This window comes from Pseudoalteromonas sp. APAL1 (assembly GCF_021532475.1).
Classification (GTDB): Bacteria; Pseudomonadota; Gammaproteobacteria; order Enterobacterales; family Alteromonadaceae; genus Pseudoalteromonas; species Pseudoalteromonas lipolytica_C.
In genome coordinates this window covers 22,583-38,804 of sequence record NZ_JAKGAW010000027.1, presented here as the reverse complement: position 1 = coordinate 38,804, position 16,222 = coordinate 22,583, and the positions used below count along the sequence as shown (strand labels likewise).

The 16,222-nt window shown below is 39.7% G+C and carries 16 protein-coding genes and 1 tRNA gene; 10 read left to right on the top strand and 7 right to left on the bottom strand.

Features of this window, described 5'->3' with window-relative positions:
• Nucleotides 1–84 precede the first annotated feature (84 nt).
• The gene (locus L1264_RS13775) at nucleotides 85–477 is read right to left on the bottom strand and encodes a c-type cytochrome (RefSeq protein ID WP_062568504.1); all 393 of its coding nucleotides are present in this window, start codon (nucleotides 475–477) and stop codon (nucleotides 85–87) included.
• Between the two features lie 182 nt (nucleotides 478–659).
• Complete coding sequence (gene elbB / locus L1264_RS13770) at nucleotides 660–1,310, bottom strand: isoprenoid biosynthesis glyoxalase ElbB (protein WP_199527139.1); 651 nt, start codon at nucleotides 1,308–1,310, stop codon at nucleotides 660–662.
• Between the two features lie 514 nt (nucleotides 1,311–1,824).
• Between elbB and polA the strand changes: the two genes are divergently transcribed.
• The gene (gene polA / locus L1264_RS13765) at nucleotides 1,825–4,560 is read left to right on the top strand and encodes a DNA polymerase I (RefSeq protein ID WP_199527140.1); all 2,736 of its coding nucleotides are present in this window, start codon (nucleotides 1,825–1,827) and stop codon (nucleotides 4,558–4,560) included.
• Nucleotides 4,561–4,883: 323 nt separating this feature from the next.
• On the opposite strand, the gene L1264_RS13760 is transcribed toward polA, so the two are convergent.
• Nucleotides 4,884–5,804: a lipase family alpha/beta hydrolase gene (locus L1264_RS13760; RefSeq protein WP_199527141.1), complete on the bottom strand. Its 921-nt coding sequence runs from the start codon at nucleotides 5,802–5,804 to the stop codon at nucleotides 4,884–4,886.
• 421 nt (nucleotides 5,805–6,225) lie between these two features.
• Between L1264_RS13760 and L1264_RS13755 the strand changes: the two genes are divergently transcribed.
• The gene (locus tag L1264_RS13755) at nucleotides 6,226–6,813 is read left to right on the top strand and encodes a YceI family protein (RefSeq protein WP_135922781.1); all 588 of its coding nucleotides are present in this window, start codon (nucleotides 6,226–6,228) and stop codon (nucleotides 6,811–6,813) included.
• Nucleotides 6,813–7,331, top strand: a complete 519-nt coding sequence (locus L1264_RS13750; protein WP_135922780.1) for a DUF1285 domain-containing protein — start codon at nucleotides 6,813–6,815, stop codon at nucleotides 7,329–7,331. Before L1264_RS13755 ends, L1264_RS13750 begins: the two co-directional genes overlap by 1 nt.
• On the opposite strand, the gene yihA is transcribed toward L1264_RS13750, so the two are convergent.
• Nucleotides 7,328–7,975, bottom strand: a complete 648-nt coding sequence (gene yihA, locus L1264_RS13745; protein WP_135922779.1) for a ribosome biogenesis GTP-binding protein YihA/YsxC — start codon at nucleotides 7,973–7,975, stop codon at nucleotides 7,328–7,330. The genes L1264_RS13750 and yihA overlap by 4 nt on opposite strands.
• A 284-nt stretch (nucleotides 7,976–8,259) precedes the next feature.
• On the opposite strand from yihA, the gene L1264_RS13740 reads away from it, so the two are divergent.
• The 3 genes from L1264_RS13740 (at nucleotide 8,260) to L1264_RS13730 (ending at nucleotide 10,806) form a co-directional block, all read left to right on the top strand.
• On the top strand, nucleotides 8,260–8,892 hold the full coding sequence (locus L1264_RS13740) for a c-type cytochrome (protein ID WP_135922778.1): 633 nt from the start codon (nucleotides 8,260–8,262) through the stop codon (nucleotides 8,890–8,892).
• Between the two features lie 802 nt (nucleotides 8,893–9,694).
• A complete protein-coding gene (gene yihI, locus L1264_RS13735) occupies nucleotides 9,695–10,294 on the top strand; it encodes a Der GTPase-activating protein YihI (protein ID WP_135922777.1) in 600 nt (199 codons plus the stop codon).
• On the top strand, nucleotides 10,291–10,806 hold the full coding sequence (locus tag L1264_RS13730) for a DUF2489 domain-containing protein (protein WP_135922776.1): 516 nt from the start codon (nucleotides 10,291–10,293) through the stop codon (nucleotides 10,804–10,806). The genes yihI and L1264_RS13730 overlap by 4 nt, the downstream gene beginning before the upstream one ends.
• Nucleotides 10,807–10,866: 60 nt before the next feature.
• On the opposite strand, the gene hemN is transcribed toward L1264_RS13730, so the two are convergent.
• Nucleotides 10,867–12,240 carry an oxygen-independent coproporphyrinogen III oxidase gene (hemN, locus tag L1264_RS13725; RefSeq protein ID WP_199527142.1) on the bottom strand — a complete coding sequence of 458 codons (1,374 nt, stop codon included), beginning with the start codon at nucleotides 12,238–12,240 and terminating at the stop codon, nucleotides 10,867–10,869.
• Nucleotides 12,241–12,604: 364 nt separating this feature from the next.
• Here hemN and L1264_RS13720 point away from each other — a divergent pair.
• Nucleotides 12,605–12,681, top strand: a tRNA-Ile gene (locus L1264_RS13720).
• A 223-nt stretch (nucleotides 12,682–12,904) separates the two neighbouring features.
• Here the strand turns inward: L1264_RS13720 and L1264_RS13715 are convergent.
• Together L1264_RS13715 and L1264_RS13710 are read right to left on the bottom strand one after the other, a co-directional pair.
• The gene (locus L1264_RS13715) at nucleotides 12,905–13,333 is read right to left on the bottom strand and encodes a JAB domain-containing protein (protein WP_235383219.1); all 429 of its coding nucleotides are present in this window, start codon (nucleotides 13,331–13,333) and stop codon (nucleotides 12,905–12,907) included.
• Nucleotides 13,334–13,335: 2 nt separating this feature from the next.
• Nucleotides 13,336–13,773: a DUF6641 family protein gene (locus tag L1264_RS13710; protein WP_235383220.1), complete on the bottom strand. Its 438-nt coding sequence runs from the start codon at nucleotides 13,771–13,773 to the stop codon at nucleotides 13,336–13,338.
• A gap of 161 nt (nucleotides 13,774–13,934) precedes the next feature.
• On the opposite strand from L1264_RS13710, the gene L1264_RS13705 reads away from it, so the two are divergent.
• From L1264_RS13705 to L1264_RS13695, 3 genes are all read left to right on the top strand, one after another.
• Entirely contained in the window at nucleotides 13,935–14,129 is a 195-nt protein-coding gene (locus L1264_RS13705) for a hypothetical protein (protein WP_235383221.1), read from the top strand.
• Between the two features lie 158 nt (nucleotides 14,130–14,287).
• Nucleotides 14,288–15,370: a hypothetical protein gene (locus L1264_RS13700; protein ID WP_235404138.1), complete on the top strand. Its 1,083-nt coding sequence runs from the start codon at nucleotides 14,288–14,290 to the stop codon at nucleotides 15,368–15,370.
• A 109-nt stretch (nucleotides 15,371–15,479) separates the two neighbouring features.
• Nucleotides 15,480–16,103: a hypothetical protein gene (locus tag L1264_RS13695; protein WP_235404136.1), complete on the top strand. Its 624-nt coding sequence runs from the start codon at nucleotides 15,480–15,482 to the stop codon at nucleotides 16,101–16,103.
• Nucleotides 16,104–16,222 lie beyond the last annotated feature (119 nt).

Sequence of the window (16,222 nt, the reverse complement as noted above, 5' to 3'; positions counted from 1 at the left end):
GCGACAGAGCTAGCCTGGCGAGCAAAAATGGGCACAAAAAAAGGGCTTAAAAAATTTAAGCCCTTAGTATTAGTTTTTGAATTGTTACTTGCTAGTCATAAAGTCGATAGCAGCACTGATTTCTTCATCAGAACAATCCATACATGTACCTTTTGGTGGCATCGCATTAAAGCCATTGATAGCATGATCTAATAGTGTATCTTTACCTTTAGCAATACGAGGAGCCCAATCATCAGCTGATTTAGGAGCACCTAATGCACCAGTACCATGGCATGCAAAACATGCTGCTTGATAAACTTGTTCACCAGAACGAGGGCCTGTAGGCTCAGCAGCGGCCGCAGCTTTATCACCTTCTAGATATACAGAACCAATTGGCGCTAGACGCTTTTTAATTGCATCTTCAGTCAAAGAGTTGTCATACGCTTGTGCATATGCCGTTGTTGCTAGCAGTAATAATGCAGCTGATAGTTTTTTCATTTTGCCTTGCTCACTTCGATTTGAACGTGATCAATCACGATATCTGACGGAAATTAGAACGATTATAACGCTAAGCCACAATTTATAAAATGATCTAAAAGGCTTTTTCTTGATAAAAAACGTCATTTTTTTGCGTTAGCGCAAGAAAAGCCAGCATTAGATGCTGGCCTTAACATAAGTAATTAAACGAGTTCTAAGACCTTATTTACTAATTTTTCGATACCTGCATCTGCATCTAAAATGCTTTGCGCCAGCATATATGCAGGAGTCGTGACCACTTTGTGTTGCTCATCAACAACGATATCATTAACTGCACAGCTTTGGTGTGAACCACCAAGTTGTTCAATGGCCGCTGCTGTATCTTCATCATTACCAATGGTTGTTTTGACTCCTTTACCATAGATCATTGGTAACATTGCCGGTGCAATACACATATATCCAGCTGCTTTGTTTGCATCAACAAAGGCCTTTGCTGTTGTAAGTACATCATTTTGCACTTGGGCATCAGCACCTTTCACTGCAAAGTCAGATAAATTTTTCGCGGCACCAAAACCACCTGGTACGATTAAGGCATCAAACTCATTCACATTAAGCTCGGTTAATGCTTTTATTTCACCACGTGCGATACGTGCCGCTTCTACTAATACATTACGGTTTGGCGTCATTTCTTCGCCCGTTAGATGATTAATAGTGTGCATTTGCTCAATATCAGGAGCGAAACACTGATAGCTTGCACCTGCTTTAGCAATGTGTAGTAAAGTTAGGACGGCTTCGTTGATTTCTGCACCATCATAAACACCGCAACCCGCTAAAATTACAGCAACTTTTTTCATTTTTTGTCTCTCCTTAATGTGACTAACGCTAGTGTAACAATTATGCGAGTCAGGCGACAAAATAAAAAATTTTTGATGCTCAGTTACTCGCAAAGCATGATGAATGGCTGTTTATGCCATTTCATAAATAGCTAACGAAAAAAAAAGTATAAAGGATCGCTATGATCTTTGATCCATTATGCTAGAATACTCCTCCGGTTATGAAAAGGGATGTTAATTCGGTATCGAATAAGCACAAGGTAAATCGCTGCTAAAACCGTTTTCCACATCGGATAAAAATAATAAAAAAAGAACCACGCATTATCTTTTTTAAATAAAAACATAGTCTTAATAAAACTTTCCTAAGTGTTTTTACATTTTGGGAGGATTAACTGTGTCCGTTATCTACATAGTTATCCACAGGTTGCTATTGAGTTAAACGCTTGTTGGTTAATAATTCACAGTCGTTTTCTTCATAGCCTTATGGCATGCTTACAAACAATTTAATGTTATTCAATTAGGATCCAATTTCACCATGGCTCAGATCCCTGAAAATCCACTAATTCTTGTTGATGGTTCTTCTTATTTATTCCGTGCATATCATTCGCCACCGCACCTTACTAATTCTAAAGGTGAAGCGACAGGTGCTATATACGGTGTTGTAAATATGCTGAAGAGTTTGATCAAACAATATGATCCATCACATATGGTTGTAGTGTTTGATGCGAAGGGAAAAACCTTTAGAAATGATATGTACAGCGAATACAAAGCTAATCGTCCACCTATGCCGGATGACTTACGCACACAAATTGCGCCCTTACATAACATTATTAAAGCAATGGGTTTTCCGCTTATCAGTATTGAAGGTGTTGAAGCCGATGATGTGATTGGTACTTTTGCACGTATTGCCTCTGAGCAACAGCGCCATGTGCTGATCTCTACCGGCGATAAAGATATGGCGCAGCTAGTAAATGAACATGTAACGCTTATCAACACAATGACCGATAGCATCTCAGATCCAGAAACTGTGGTTGAAAAGTTTGGTGTTGGACCTGAGCTGATCATTGATTACCTTGCCTTAATGGGTGACAAAGTCGATAACATTCCGGGTGTTGATGGCTGTGGTCCAAAAACGGCGGTGAAATGGTTACAAAAATACGGATCATTACAAGGTGTTATTGATCACGCTAGTGAGATCAAAGGCAAGATTGGTGAAAAGCTTGCTGCAGCACTTGATCATTTGCCACTTAGCTATGAGCTGGCAACCATAAAATGTGATGTTGAAGTTGAAACGGACCTTGAAAGTTTCAAACTACAAGAGCCAAACCGTGATGAACTGATTGCACTTTATGGTGAATGTGAGTTCCGCCGTTGGTTAGCTGAGCTACTTGATAACCCTAAAGATGCTGACACTCATTTAGATGTACCAACAGAAGCCAACGAACTACCTAAAGTGGCTGATGCGCACTACGAAACAATCTTAACTGAAGAGCAGCTTGATACCTTAGTTGCGCAGTTAAATGACGCCGAGCTTTTTGCCTTTGATACTGAAACAACCAGCCTTGATTACATGCAGGCCCAATTGGTTGGTATGAGCTTTGCGGTTAAAGCCGGTGAAGCGGCTTACCTTCCGGTTGCTCACGATTACCCAGATGCGCCAGAGCAATTAAGCTTAGACACAGTTATGGCAAAAATTGGCCCAATCTTAGCTGACGAAAACAAGGCAAAAGTAGGCCAGAATCTAAAATACGATAAAAGTGTATTAGCGAATACAGGCTTTGAGTTAAAGGGTATTAAGTACGACACTATGTTGGAGTCGTATGTATTTAATAGTGTAGGCAGCCGTCATGATATGGATTCGCTGGCACTTAAATACCTAGGCCACAAAAATATCAGTTTCGAAGATATTGCAGGTAAAGGTAAAAAGCAGCTGACATTTAATCAAATTGAGCTCGAAAAAGCCGCACCATACGCTGCTGAAGATGCAGATATAACGCTTCGTCTTCATCAAGTGTTATGGCCAAAAATTGATGCTGATAGCCAATTAAAATCGGTATTCGAAGACATTGAATTACCACTTGTGTCGGTGCTTTCTGATATTGAACGTACCGGTGTTGCAATTGATAGCAACATGCTGGCAGCTCACAGCCAGCGTTTAGGCGAACGTTTATTAGAGCTTGAGCAAGAAGCCTATGATATGGCTGGTGAAAAGTTTAACTTAGGTTCACCTAAGCAGCTGCAAGCAATCTTGTTTGAAAAGCTAGAGCTTCCGGTTATCAAGAAAACACCAAAAGGTGCACCGTCGACGGCAGAAGAAGTATTGCAAGAACTTGCTCATGATTACCCGCTACCTAAGGTAATTATTGAACACCGTGGTTTATCGAAACTGAAATCAACGTACACAGATAAACTACCGTTAATGGTGAATGAGCGCACTAAGCGTGTGCATACTTCTTACCATCAAGCGGTAACAGCAACGGGGCGTTTAAGTTCAACGGATCCAAACTTACAGAATATTCCAATTCGTTCGGAAGAGGGTCGTCGTATTCGTGAAGCCTTTATTGCTGCACCTGGCCATAAAATTGTCGCTGCCGATTACAGCCAAATTGAATTGCGTATCATGGCGCACTTATCACAAGATAAAGGCCTACTTACCGCGTTTGCTAATGGCTTAGATGTTCATAGCGCCACCGCAGCAGAAGTATTCGGCGTTAGCCTTGAAGAGGTTACCAGCGATATGCGCCGTAAAGCCAAAGCGGTTAACTTTGGTTTAATTTATGGCATGTCCGCGTTTGGTTTATCACGTCAGTTAGATGTACCACGTCATGAAGCACAGCATTATATTGATAAATATTTCGAGCGTTTCCCGGGCGTACTTGAGTACATGGAAACTACCCGTGAAAAAGCGGCTGATAAAGGTTATGTAGAGACTATTTTTGGTCGTCGGTTACATTTACCAGAAATCAACGCCCGTAACGGTGCTCGCCGCAAAGCCGCTGAGCGTGCAGCTATCAATGCGCCAATGCAAGGTACTGCTGCTGATATCATCAAAAAAGCGATGCTTAAAGTTCATCAGTGGGTAAACGCACAAGCTGAAGGGTCAGTGAAGCTTCTAATGCAAGTGCACGATGAATTAGTGTTCGAAATTAAAGAAGAGTGTGTTGACGACTATAAAGCTGAAATCTGTAAGCTAATGTCAGAAGCTGCCACTCTTGATGTGCCACTGATTGTTGAAGCCGACAGCGGTGACAACTGGCAACAAGCACACTAATAGCTGCAATAAATGAGAGCTGTCAGCTATCAGCCGTCAGCTTTCAGACTGAAAGTTAGCGAGTTTCTAGGGGAAAGTTAGAGCTGTCAGCTATCAGCCGTCAGCTTTCAGACTAAAAGTTAGCGATTCGCTTGACCGTTATACCGTATTTATCTCGAATCTAGCTTCCAATTTAAGGGTCGCGGCATAAAGGCGCTGCTACAGGTAGGCGTGAAGCTTGTTTCGCGCGTCTGACCGCTGAAGGCTGAAAGCTGATCGCTTCTGTATATAGAACATCACTTCTAGCGACCCGACTTAACCAAAAATAAATCATTACTCGTTAACTATAACCCCAACTCTTGTAACCTTTTTACATGTTGACGATAAAGCTCAACAGGGTCGACTTCGCGTAAATGATGCAAACCTATAAATTGATTGATTTCGTCTAAATGATTCATCTTATAATCATCTTTAATGACATGACCTAAGTGACTACTACAGCGTGAAATCAGGCCATCATCTTGACCTACGATCAATATTGATCCAAGCAGCATAGATAAGTCGGTTGGATCAAGAATATTGGTAAGCGCTGCTGTGCCACTCCACGAAAAATAATACACCCCATTACTGGCAAGCATTTGTCCTTGCTCGCATGCCGTTGGCGGTAAACCTTCTGGGTACTTTTGATTGAATACAGAGGCTCCTTGGCTGGTTAAGCTATGTAGTGCTGCTAACGGATCTTGCGGTAAATCACTGTGACCTGATAGTAACGAAATCATGCTGCCTAGTGCTGCAAATACTAGCTTAAACGAATGTTCAGATGGTGAGTTTGGTTTTATTTCTTCGCGAATAAGATCAGCAAGTGTACTGCCATAGTTTGCCCCCCCGATACTGGTCACAGAGGCAACTAAGTTAGGCGAGAACGAAGCGACATAGCGAACCGTTTGCGCTCCTTGACTATGACCAATTAAGTTAACCTTTTCTGCGCCCGTGAGTGCCAAAATATGATTAACCTGAGCCAGTAATTGTTGACCACGAAACTCTGAACTGTGAACAGCTGACACAGCAGCAACAAAAACCTGGTGGCCATCAAGCGATAAAGTGCTAGGGATATTATGAAAATAGTCAACGCCTAATAGGCTATCAAAACCTAACAGCCCATGTACCAAAACAATCGGGTATTGAGTGCTATTATTTTTCGCGTGACAGGGCAAGCTCAGCGAAATGAGTAAGATGGTAGCTAGTGCTAGGAGGCATTTTTTCATTCCTTTTTACTCTTGTGCTAAGTTTTTGCCATCAACATGTATTAATAATGCTGCTATTTTCTCTTATTAATTTAACGATACCTTAAATAACCACTTGATGTAATGTTAATTATAGGTAAACAAGAAAAGATAGTTTTAGAGTTTCGTTATATGTTTATCAAATCGAGCGTTTTCTTTGCGGATGCAATTTCTTTTTAACGCGGACTTTGTTAAAGTCCGCGCCGTCCTCATCCTGTAGGACATCCTGTTGATGATGCATCTGAAAAGATGCAACGTATTGATAGCTTCTCCCCAGTTTGCTATACCGGCTCGCTTGTTATTGAGCGAGCCGTTTTTTCTCTTCTTATCATACAATTCATTGCACAAATTAACGCAGGTGATACCATCTAATAGATTGTTATTATCTTCGAAGGAATGCGTTATGTTTAAATCTGTGGCCTTTGCCGCCTTATCATTATCAAGTTTATTAGTTGCTCCTTTTGCTAGTGCAAACTGGCAGGTTAACAATGAGCAAAGCAAGGTTAGCTTTGTATCTATCAAAAAGAATTCAATTGCTGAAGCGCATCATTTCAAAAAAGTATCAGGTACGTTGAATGAGCAAGGTCAATTCAAGTTAATGATCGATCTTAGCTCTGTTGAAACGCTAATTCCTATCCGTAATGAGCGCATGACTAAATTGTTGTTCGAAACAGCTGAGTTTCCTCATGCAGTTTTAACTGCTGATTTAAGTAAATCATTATTAGCATTGAAGCCAGGACAACATGTATTAACTGGTTTGAAAGCCGAGCTTGACTTCCATGGCAATAAAAAAGAGTTAACGATTGATGTACTGGCAAACATGTCACCCAATGGTGATGTGACAGTTTCTTCGTTCTCACCAGTGATTATTAATGCAGATGATTTCAAAGTAACAGAAGGCATTGCACAGCTACAAAAGCTTGCTGGTTTACCATCTATTGCAACAGCTGTTCCTGTAACTTTTTCTTTGACGCTCGATAAAGATAAGTAATGCAGTCGCTTGCCGAGCTAGAAGCTGCACTTGCAGAGCCTGATAAACCTTTTGATCAATGGCAACCAGACAATTGTGGTCAGTTGCCTATTGAGATCAATGGTCAAGGAGTGTGGTTTTATGCTGGCAGCGAAATTCAACGGGAGGCAATGGTCAAACTATTTGCCTCCGTACTTTGTAAAGAAGCCAATACTTACTATTTAAAAACGCCAGTAGAGAAAATGGCGATTACAGTCATTGATGTGCCATTTGTTATTGTTGATTGGTATTTTGAAGAGACCGAGCAAGGGCAGGCTTTATGCTGTGTTGATAATCTACAACGCACTTGGTTAGTGACATCATCGCAACCACTACAATTACGCAAATTTGAAAATCTGCAGGTACCTTATTTACAGTTAGCACATGGGTTAGCGGCAAGAGTATCGAGAAATGTTTATTATCAATGGGCTGAAATAGCCTGCTCAGACGAGCAGGGCTACTTTATAGAGTCATTAGGTAAGCGTTATTACTTGGCCTAAGCTTCTGGTTCTTCTTCAGATTCAGGAGTTTGAACTTCAATTGGCCCTAAGAACCATTCATCTAGCTTTTTAGCAACTTCTGGTAAGCCTGTTCCTTTTAATGATGAAAATGCATGAACAGTAATATCACCTTCCAAGCTACTTAGCTCACGGCGAACTTGTAAAACTTGTGCTTTACGTGCGCCCTGTTTTAATTTGTCGGCTTTAGTTAAAAGTGCAAGTACTGGGATCTCACTGCCAACGGCCCAGTCAATTAAGTCACGATCAAGATCTTTTAGTGGGTGACGAATATCCATTAAAATAACAATCCCTTTTAAACTTTGGCGCTTTTGTAAGTACTCACCTAACGATTTTTGCCATTTCTTCTTCATTTCGATTGGCACTTTCGCAAAGCCATAACCAGGTAAGTCGATAAGGCGTTTATCAGCATCAAGCTCAAAAGTATTGATCAACTGAGTACGACCCGGCGTTTTAGAGGTACGTGCTAACTTTTGATCAGTTAGCGTATTAAGGGCACTTGATTTACCCGCATTAGAGCGACCAGCAAACGCGACTTCAATCCCCGTATCAGCAGGCAAGCGTGAGATGTCAGGTGCGCTAGTAACAAAGGACGCAGTATTGTATTTGATACGAGATTTGAGCACAGGCTCTCCTAATCTTTTATAAATAATGTTGAACAGTGACTAAAATTCACTTAAGACGCGTATTTTATACTATTAAAGCAGCATTCAAAAGCGTATTTAAGCGTGCTAAATTTAGTTACATAGTGGGAAAATTTCTAGATAGAAACTTAATCTAAGTCAAATCCCTATAAATTATGAGCTTAAAGTGGGCAGAAAACGTGCCAGAGAATTTATTATCGTGTAGAATATAGAAATCACAACATCCATATTGTAGATGATACAGGGTCGGAAACAGAGAATTCACCATGAAAAAAATAGCACTATCTTTAACTATATTGCTTGGAACGTTGTCAGCAAGCAACGCAACAGCATTTGATGGCGATGTAAACGCAGGTAAAGAGAAATCGGCAACGTGTGCGGCCTGTCACGGCCCAGACGGTAATGCACCGGTTAATATCTACCCTAAAATTGCAGGCCAACACGCAGATTATATCTATAAACAATTACAAGAGTTTAAATTAGGTATGACGTCTGGCGGCAAAGAAGGCCGTATGGATCCAGTAATGAGTGGTATGGCTATGCCGCTTAGCGATCAAGACATGAAAGACCTAGCAGCTTACTTCTCTTCTTTAAATATGTCTGAAGGTTCAACACCTAAAGATGTAGTAGAAGTGGGTCAGCAGCTTTATAAAGCCGGTGATGCAGAGCGTGGTATTCCAGCATGTGCTGCGTGTCACGGTCCTCGTGGTAACGGTACATCACTTGCTAAATTCCCAAAGATTTCGTTCCAACACCCAGAATACATCAAGTCTCAACTTGAAAAATTCCGTGATGGTACACGCAATAATGACCTAAACGGCATGATGCAAGACATCGCTAAAAAATTAACAGACAAAGACATCGAAGTTCTTTCAAAATACTTAGGTGGCTTACACTAAAGTCTGATTGCCGAATGTAAATATTGGCATTAAAGTGTACAAATTGTAAAAAAAGCAGCGCAAGCTGCTTTTTTTTCATATTTATCTCATCGAAATTTCTTACTTCCTTGTGAGACATTGCCCACACTTCAATGTGAGCTAAATCTTATTTTTATTTTTTTTTATAATATAACAAATTGTTTTAAAAGGTAATTGTCGTTTTTTAATCTTTTGACTGTAAGAAAAGTTATATAAATTAGTTGTAACAAAATTATTAATGAGTAAATTAACCACTGTCGCTGAGACAATAAAAACAACAAGGACAAAGCAATAAGGAAAGTGATTGCGGCAAATCTTTAGGGGGTTACATCGTTTGATGTACTAAAGGAAATAACAAAAAAGTGTCAGGATTGACCGAGAATAATAAAAGCTCACGGAAGTTTAATAATAAAAACAAAATGGAATGCTACACGGAAGGTTTAAAAATAACAAAATGGATAAAAAATAATAATAAAAATAATAAAGACTAAAAGTCGAAGGGAGAAGTGTCCAAATTATTGGCGCTCAGATTAGTAGGCGGTAGAGATGTTTTCTCTACCGCCTTTTTATTTGTCCTGTTACAATAGCCACCGTTTGTACTAATACCAATCGACTTAAATATTTAGCTGCTAAATAACTTAACACGATTGATATGAGGGTATGAAAAGTGCGCAGTTCGTCATGTTGACAAACCACATCCGCACACCGAATTCTTCTGGTTATGCCAGCATTACAATGCCGCTAAAGGTGTTGTGCACAACCTCTTAAGTGAGACGATCAAGATATGAGTAGAAAGAAAAAGTCGCGTAAAATTCCATCAAATGGCCCGGTACGTCTGAGTAAAGAAAAACTTAGAGAGATGCGAGCGTTGAAGGAGCAGCGAGTTAAAAAGACCAAAGGTGCTAAACCAGGTTCTCGAAACGCCCCTGACGTGCAAAAGGGAGAGAACACAAAGGCTAATAACCAACCGAAAGATAAACGTGTTGGTAGCAAAAAGCCAGTTTCATTAGTTGCACCTAAAGCTGAACCAAAAGTTGAAATGAAACGTAACTTAAAACCAATGGTTGAGCTTAAGAAAGTTAATGAGCCAGAGCTAACACCAGAGCAAGAGCTAGAAGCATTAGAAAATGATGAGCGCTTATTAAAGCTTGTTGAGCGTCACGAACGTGGTGAGCTGTTAACAGGTAAAGATGCTAAGTACTTCAATAGTCGTATCGCACGTCACCAAGAGTTATGTGAACTGCTAGGTATTGAAGACGAAGACGAGTACGAAGATGACTTTGAAGATGATTCATACGATGAAGGTGAATCTGACTTCGATAAGTACTTATCTGATGACCTAGCAAACGAATGGTTAGATGACGAAGATGAGGATGAACGATGAGCATACCCTTGATTATTGCCATAGTTATTGGTGCGGCAATTATCGCAGGACTTGCGTTTTATGCAGGACAACTTCTGTATAAACTAAAAGAGCAAAATAAGCTTATCGCTAAGAAAAAAGCTGAGTATGCGCTAAAGCTTGCTGACTCAAAAGCAAAGCGTAATGCAAAGTTAGCCGACAGCATTCATTTAATTGCCCGTGCGATGAATGAAGAGCAATGTGAGTTCTCAGAAGGCTGTCTACGCATTTGGGTGCTGATCTCTCAATACAGCTTTGCAGAAGAGTTTGAGTTAAGTGAGCGCTACCCAGGCATATTCAAAATGTACGAAGTTGTAAAAGACATGCCAACGCACGATGCCCGTAAAAAGTACTCTAAAAAAGAAATCTTTAAAATGGACACCACTCGTTGGCGTGCTGAAGAGCAGCATAGCGATGAGATTAAAGCCGATTGCGCACGTATCATTGAAGAGTTTAAAGCAGCTCCAGGCAGCGAAAACGTAGTATTTAATTAAGCCGACGTATCGTTGAATTAAGCTAATTAATGAGCAGAGCCTAGGCTCTGCTTTTTGTTGTTAAATTACTCGTGAGAAACGAGTTTGCTTTATTTGTTGTTGTAGGTGCGCATCAAAGCACATACAAATAATACGAATAAATAAATTACCGCGGGCTGTTACTGTGATCTTATCTTGGCTAACAGACACCAAGCCATCAGCTAGTAATGGGTCCAGTGCTTGCAATGCCTCACAGAAATAGCTGGCAAAGTTGATATTAAACTGTTTTTCGATTGAGGGAATATCCAGCTCAAACTGGCAGATCAATTGTTTGATCACCGCTGCACGTAAAGTATCGTCATCAGTTAAAGCAACACCTTTACAGATTGCACTGCCATAGCCTTCTTGCACAGCTTTGTAATAGTGCTTCAACTCTTTTTCGTTTTGTAAAATGGCATTGCCTATTTGCGAAATAGATGACACACCCAAACCTAATAAGTCACACTGACCATGTGTTGTGTAACCTTGGAAATTACGGTGTAATTTACCTTCATTTTGGGCAATCGCTAGTTCATTATCCTTACGAGCAAAGTGATCCATACCGATAAACTGATAGCCCGCCGCTAACATTTGCTCAAGTGTATTTTTGAACATAGTAAGTTTATCGCCAGCAGAAGGTAAGTCAGCGTCTTTAATTTTACGTTGCGCTGCAAATCTATCTGGTAAATGAGCGTAATTAAACACAGACACGCGATCAGGATTTAGCTCAATCAGCTGTGCAATTGTCTCTTTAAAGCTTTCAGGTGTCTGTAATGGCAAACCGTAAATCATATCAGCATTAATAGATTTAAAGCCAAGCTCACGAGCCTCGCTAATTAAACCTTTTACTGACTGCACGCTTTGCGGACGATTAACCGCCAGCTGTACAGCATCATTAAAATCTTGAATACCAAACGAGACACGATTGAAGCCAAGCTTACGCAGATGTACTAACATGCCATCAGCTAAAGAGCGAGGGTCAATCTCAATTCCGCGCTCAGCATCATCAGCAAAATTAAAATGCTGCTCAACTAACGCCATTAAGCGGCTCATTTGCTCTGTAGATAAAAACGTTGGGGTACCACCCCCTAAATGCAGTTGCTCAACGTTATAATCAGCAAAAAGCGTTGCCTGCTCAGCAATCTCAAGCGCTAAATTATCGAGGTATAAATCGGCTTTAGACTGATGACGAGTGATCACCTTATTACAACCACAGTAATAACAAAGCTGACTGCAAAAAGGGATATGGATATACAACGATAAAGAACGGCTTTTCGATGCCGCAATCGCGTTAATCATATCTTGTTGGTTATAACCATCAGCTAGAGACAACGCAGTGGGGTAAGATGTATATCTTGGCCCTGAAATATTGTATTTATTGATCAAAGATTGATCCCAGCTTGGTAAATTTATCACAGTCAGCACTCCGCAATTGATTGAGCGGCTATTTTAACGAGTTTAGTGATTTAGCTATTTGATCTAGAACAATGTCGGAGGCTAGAAATCAATCGACATGCTTTAAGGTCGTTGAAAAAACAAAGAGTTTACTATTTGAGCAAATAGTTTAAGGATTTTTAAAATAAAGAGTTTTGCTAGTGACAAGGTTACAAAAACTTTTTATACTGCAACCCGCTTTAGTGAGTTAACCCTCCTAAACGCATCTCAAAATTAGCAAAAGCTAATACAATGGCCCCTTAGCTCAGTTGGTTAGAGCACACGACTCATAATGAGCGGGTAGGAGCAGTAAGAGTAGAAAAGCAAGTCCAAGCTTTAAAAATGTGGCCCCTTAGCTCAGTTGGTTAGAGCACACGACTCATAATCGTTAGGTCCCCAGTTCGAGTCTGGGAGGGGCCACCATCTCCACTAAATATGTGGTCTGTATGGTGAAAGACCATAATCTTTTTACTGTTTTACCAGATAAGTCGCCAATCCCGACCAAGGTCAACTAGGACCACCTCAATTTTCCCTAAATTTCATTTTAAAAAGTAGTCACGTTTGATAGGGGATCGCCCCTAGTAACGAAATTCGTGTAATTTTTTAGTAACTATGAATTTGGTTGAAACCCTGATTTTAACAGGGCTTAATCTCTAACAGCTCTATCAAAACGCTCATATCCAATAACAACATGGTCAAGCACATCGATACTGAACATCTTTGCGGCTTGTTTAATTTGTTCGGTAAAATGAAAATCTTGCTGACTTGGTTTTGGATCACCTGATGGATGGTTATGAATTAGAATAATAGCTGGTGCGTTAATTAAAATGGCTGTTCTCAATACTTCAGCCGGACGAAGTGATATCTGATTTACCGTGCCAATCGCTATAACTTCATAATTGATGATTTGATGCTGGCTGTTCAAGTTCACCACGATAAAACGCTCTTTGGTTTCATATTTCAAATGCTTAAACACTTGATAGACCTTCTTTGGACTATCAAGTGTTACATTCAAAATGTCATCATCTACTTCCCTAAAGGTATATACACAGCTTATTTCACGTAATATAGCCACGCCTAGACCTTTGCTTTTCTTGGTCCAGTAACGGCTTTTAGCTGAGTATCTAACTCTCCTTTTTCAACACCCTGAATTAAGGTGTCGATTGTTGTCAGTAAATTTTCTTGCTTACCCACTTCAATCGCAACTTTACCTTTCTGTAATTCCAATGACTTGTTGCCATACTTTATTTCAAAGAACCAAGTATCATTCACTTGATAGAACCACTGTCTTAGCTTCTTAGGTTGCTTTACTCGTTTCTTCTCTCCGGTAATACCATCGGTTATCCAAACCTCTTTATAAGCGGTATACACCTCATTTTCCAATAAGCAAGCAGCCATAGCACGTTGTTCGTTTAATCGGGCAATCAGTTTTTCGCGTTTAACTTGAATAGGCTCGATAGCTGGAATAGTCGGGCGGGCTGTACATTTCAGTTTTGCTAGTGTTGATTGACTCATTACTTCACCTGTTGGTTAATTTAGACCCAATTACCATCCAGCGATTAACCTATTGTTGGCAACAGCCAATTTCTTTATTTAGATGACGCCTTTTTACTGTGCTCCCGTTGTCTCTTGCAAGAAGGTGCAAGAAAGTTAACTGATACTTTCAAGGAGGCACCATGCTAACGCAGAAACAAATTAACCAGATCGCTGAAATGCTAATTGAATCAGATATCCATAACGATGATGATATTGGTGAACACATAGGATTAATTTTGGAGAACATTGCTGGTATTGAGCTATTGGATAATGACCAACTTAATTCGCTGCATTCAAAAATTGAGCAAGCAGTAAAAAACCTCAAAAGCTCATAGAAAGCCCACCTGCTTAGCCTGAACCCGAATAATTTGGTGCAGAGTTTATTTCACCTGAAAGGATATCCAGATCCGCTCACTTTATTCTACTTATCAGGTAACGACTTCAAGGTCTATTCATGTAAAATCTGCGTAAGGATCCCATAAGAGTGCTGTCTATGAATTACATTGATTTTATAAAAAGCAGAGAATTTTCAAACACTTTTGAAGTTATAATTCCTGAGGACTTAAGCTTTCCTATAAGTACCATAAAAAATACAATATTCGATTATCTCAGCGAAGATGATGGCTTTTTCGATGAAGGTTTTATCGCTGATATGTTCGAGTTTCTTGAACAATTTAACTTTGGTGAATTTGAGTTACGGCTAGAGAGGTATACAGCAATCGTAACTGAAGTTCTTCGGGGTGATAATCAAATTACAGATTTTGATTTTGCGATTTTTATTGACAATGACTTTATAACTGGCGGTGAAGTAACGTTTTTTATCATAAGAACCCTCGTTGACATGGCTAACGCGAAGTCTTTTGACCTACAACGAATATATAAACTTAACTCGATGGCAGCACAGATAGTATGGTTGGATGCTACCTTTCACTCATTGCTTCAATTTGAGTATTTTCAAAAGGTTCAAGAAAAAGCTCGTAAACCTAAAGTTGCTATTAATGAATATAGTAAGCGCTTAATGGCTGTTATATGGGAGAAACACCCCTATATATCAAATAGACTAGCAACTCAGCTATCGATTACTTATGCAGAAAAAATATTAAGCGATAAAAACGAATTTGGTTGCTTGCAATTTGAACAGGTGGGCCTATATGACGTGTTTGCTAAATACCCCAAGTCTGAAGCATTTAGATACCGTGGCATAGAGTTTGAACTCCGTAAAGAATCTCAGTACGACCGTAAATTTGGTGAAGGCAATTGGGCATCGAAAACAGACAAATACGCAATTACTTATTTTAAGCCTACTGAAGTGTTTGATTCTTCACTTTCAAGGACTGATCTTCATGTGCCGTCTGTAAAACTTAAGGTTAGCGCCATTGAAAAAGCATTAGAGCGTTTTAAAAATACATTGGGCATCCCTAAAGGTAGTGATGGCAAGTTGGCTTTAGCCAAACTGAAGCAAGAGTATTTTGTGGATTACGATAAAAAAACAAAAACTTTCACCTTAGAAAAGGGGCATATTTTATGTAAAGATAAAAGTTGCCCATGTCATAAAAAACGCAAAGCTCAATCTTAATTTATCACTTTCCGACAATTGCTCTGTCGTAAAAAGCTCGTAGCCCTAATAGCAGTGATCATCTCCTTTGTTGGCAATCAAGCCATAGTCTTTACGAAGGAGAAGTCTCATGACTAACAAAAATGATACATTAGCTTTTAACGAATACCCAGCAATTAAATATCTGCAGAGAGAGAAAGGTGATTATCTAATTGGCAGTGATTTAGAACCCATGTTTGTCTTTAGTGCTTTTGGAGCGCTAATATTAAAGGTTGTGTTTGCTCATAAGAAATTACCGAACAAAATCACTAAGAAGCTTCAAAAGAAACTAAAGCCGTTTAACAATCAAAAGCTTACCTTTGAGCATCATGATAAGCATATCGAGCAAATAATTAACGATGCAATTACATGCGAATTAGCCGTTTGCAAATTTCATAATGAATCCTTCCGCTATGTAAATGTAACAGCAATAGGAAACTACAGCCATTACTCAAATGAAGATGCAGTACGTTACCCTGTTTCAAGAAAACACTTCGGTGATTTTTTAAGCATAGTTGAAGATTTTACTTGCAAACTTCGCGAAGACGGTTCGACAGCGATCAATTACCTCAAACTTAAATCAGGGCTAGAATTTGACCTAAGACCGGAAGTTGGTCCATTTTACATGGACGGCATTACTTTAACGGCAGAAAGCCTTCTCATGTTTAAAGACATGGTAACCAACTACGAGTTTAAAGAATCGGAGATATTCTAGATTCCGTTAAAAGTAAAAAGGTGGTGATGGCCACCTTTTTTTATACCTTTTCCAAGCTTTACGACAAATGCCTTGTCGTAAAAAAATCCAATCTGATTTTGCCTCTATTGTACCTACCG

Excerpts from the sequence above, each read along its gene's own strand:
- L1264_RS13775 (WP_062568504.1), bottom strand. The coding sequence starts at position 477 with ATGAAAAAACTATCAGCTGCATTATTACTGCTAGCAACAACGGCATAT.
- elbB (WP_199527139.1), bottom strand. The coding sequence starts at position 1,310 with ATGAAAAAAGTTGCTGTAATTTTAGCGGGTTGCGGTGTTTATGATGGT.
- polA (WP_199527140.1), top strand. The coding sequence starts at position 1,825 with ATGGCTCAGATCCCTGAAAATCCACTAATTCTTGTTGATGGTTCTTCT.
- L1264_RS13760 (WP_199527141.1), bottom strand. The coding sequence starts at position 5,804 with ATGAAAAAATGCCTCCTAGCACTAGCTACCATCTTACTCATTTCGCTG.
- L1264_RS13755 (WP_135922781.1), top strand. The coding sequence starts at position 6,226 with ATGTTTAAATCTGTGGCCTTTGCCGCCTTATCATTATCAAGTTTATTA.
- L1264_RS13750 (WP_135922780.1), top strand. The coding sequence starts at position 6,813 with ATGCAGTCGCTTGCCGAGCTAGAAGCTGCACTTGCAGAGCCTGATAAA.
- L1264_RS13740 (WP_135922778.1), top strand. The coding sequence starts at position 8,260 with ATGAAAAAAATAGCACTATCTTTAACTATATTGCTTGGAACGTTGTCA.
- yihI (WP_135922777.1), top strand. The coding sequence starts at position 9,695 with ATGAGTAGAAAGAAAAAGTCGCGTAAAATTCCATCAAATGGCCCGGTA.
- L1264_RS13730 (WP_135922776.1), top strand. The coding sequence starts at position 10,291 with ATGAGCATACCCTTGATTATTGCCATAGTTATTGGTGCGGCAATTATC.
- L1264_RS13710 (WP_235383220.1), bottom strand. The coding sequence starts at position 13,773 with ATGAGTCAATCAACACTAGCAAAACTGAAATGTACAGCCCGCCCGACT.
- L1264_RS13705 (WP_235383221.1), top strand. The coding sequence starts at position 13,935 with ATGCTAACGCAGAAACAAATTAACCAGATCGCTGAAATGCTAATTGAA.
- L1264_RS13700 (WP_235404138.1), top strand. The coding sequence starts at position 14,288 with ATGAATTACATTGATTTTATAAAAAGCAGAGAATTTTCAAACACTTTT.
- L1264_RS13695 (WP_235404136.1), top strand. The coding sequence starts at position 15,480 with ATGACTAACAAAAATGATACATTAGCTTTTAACGAATACCCAGCAATT.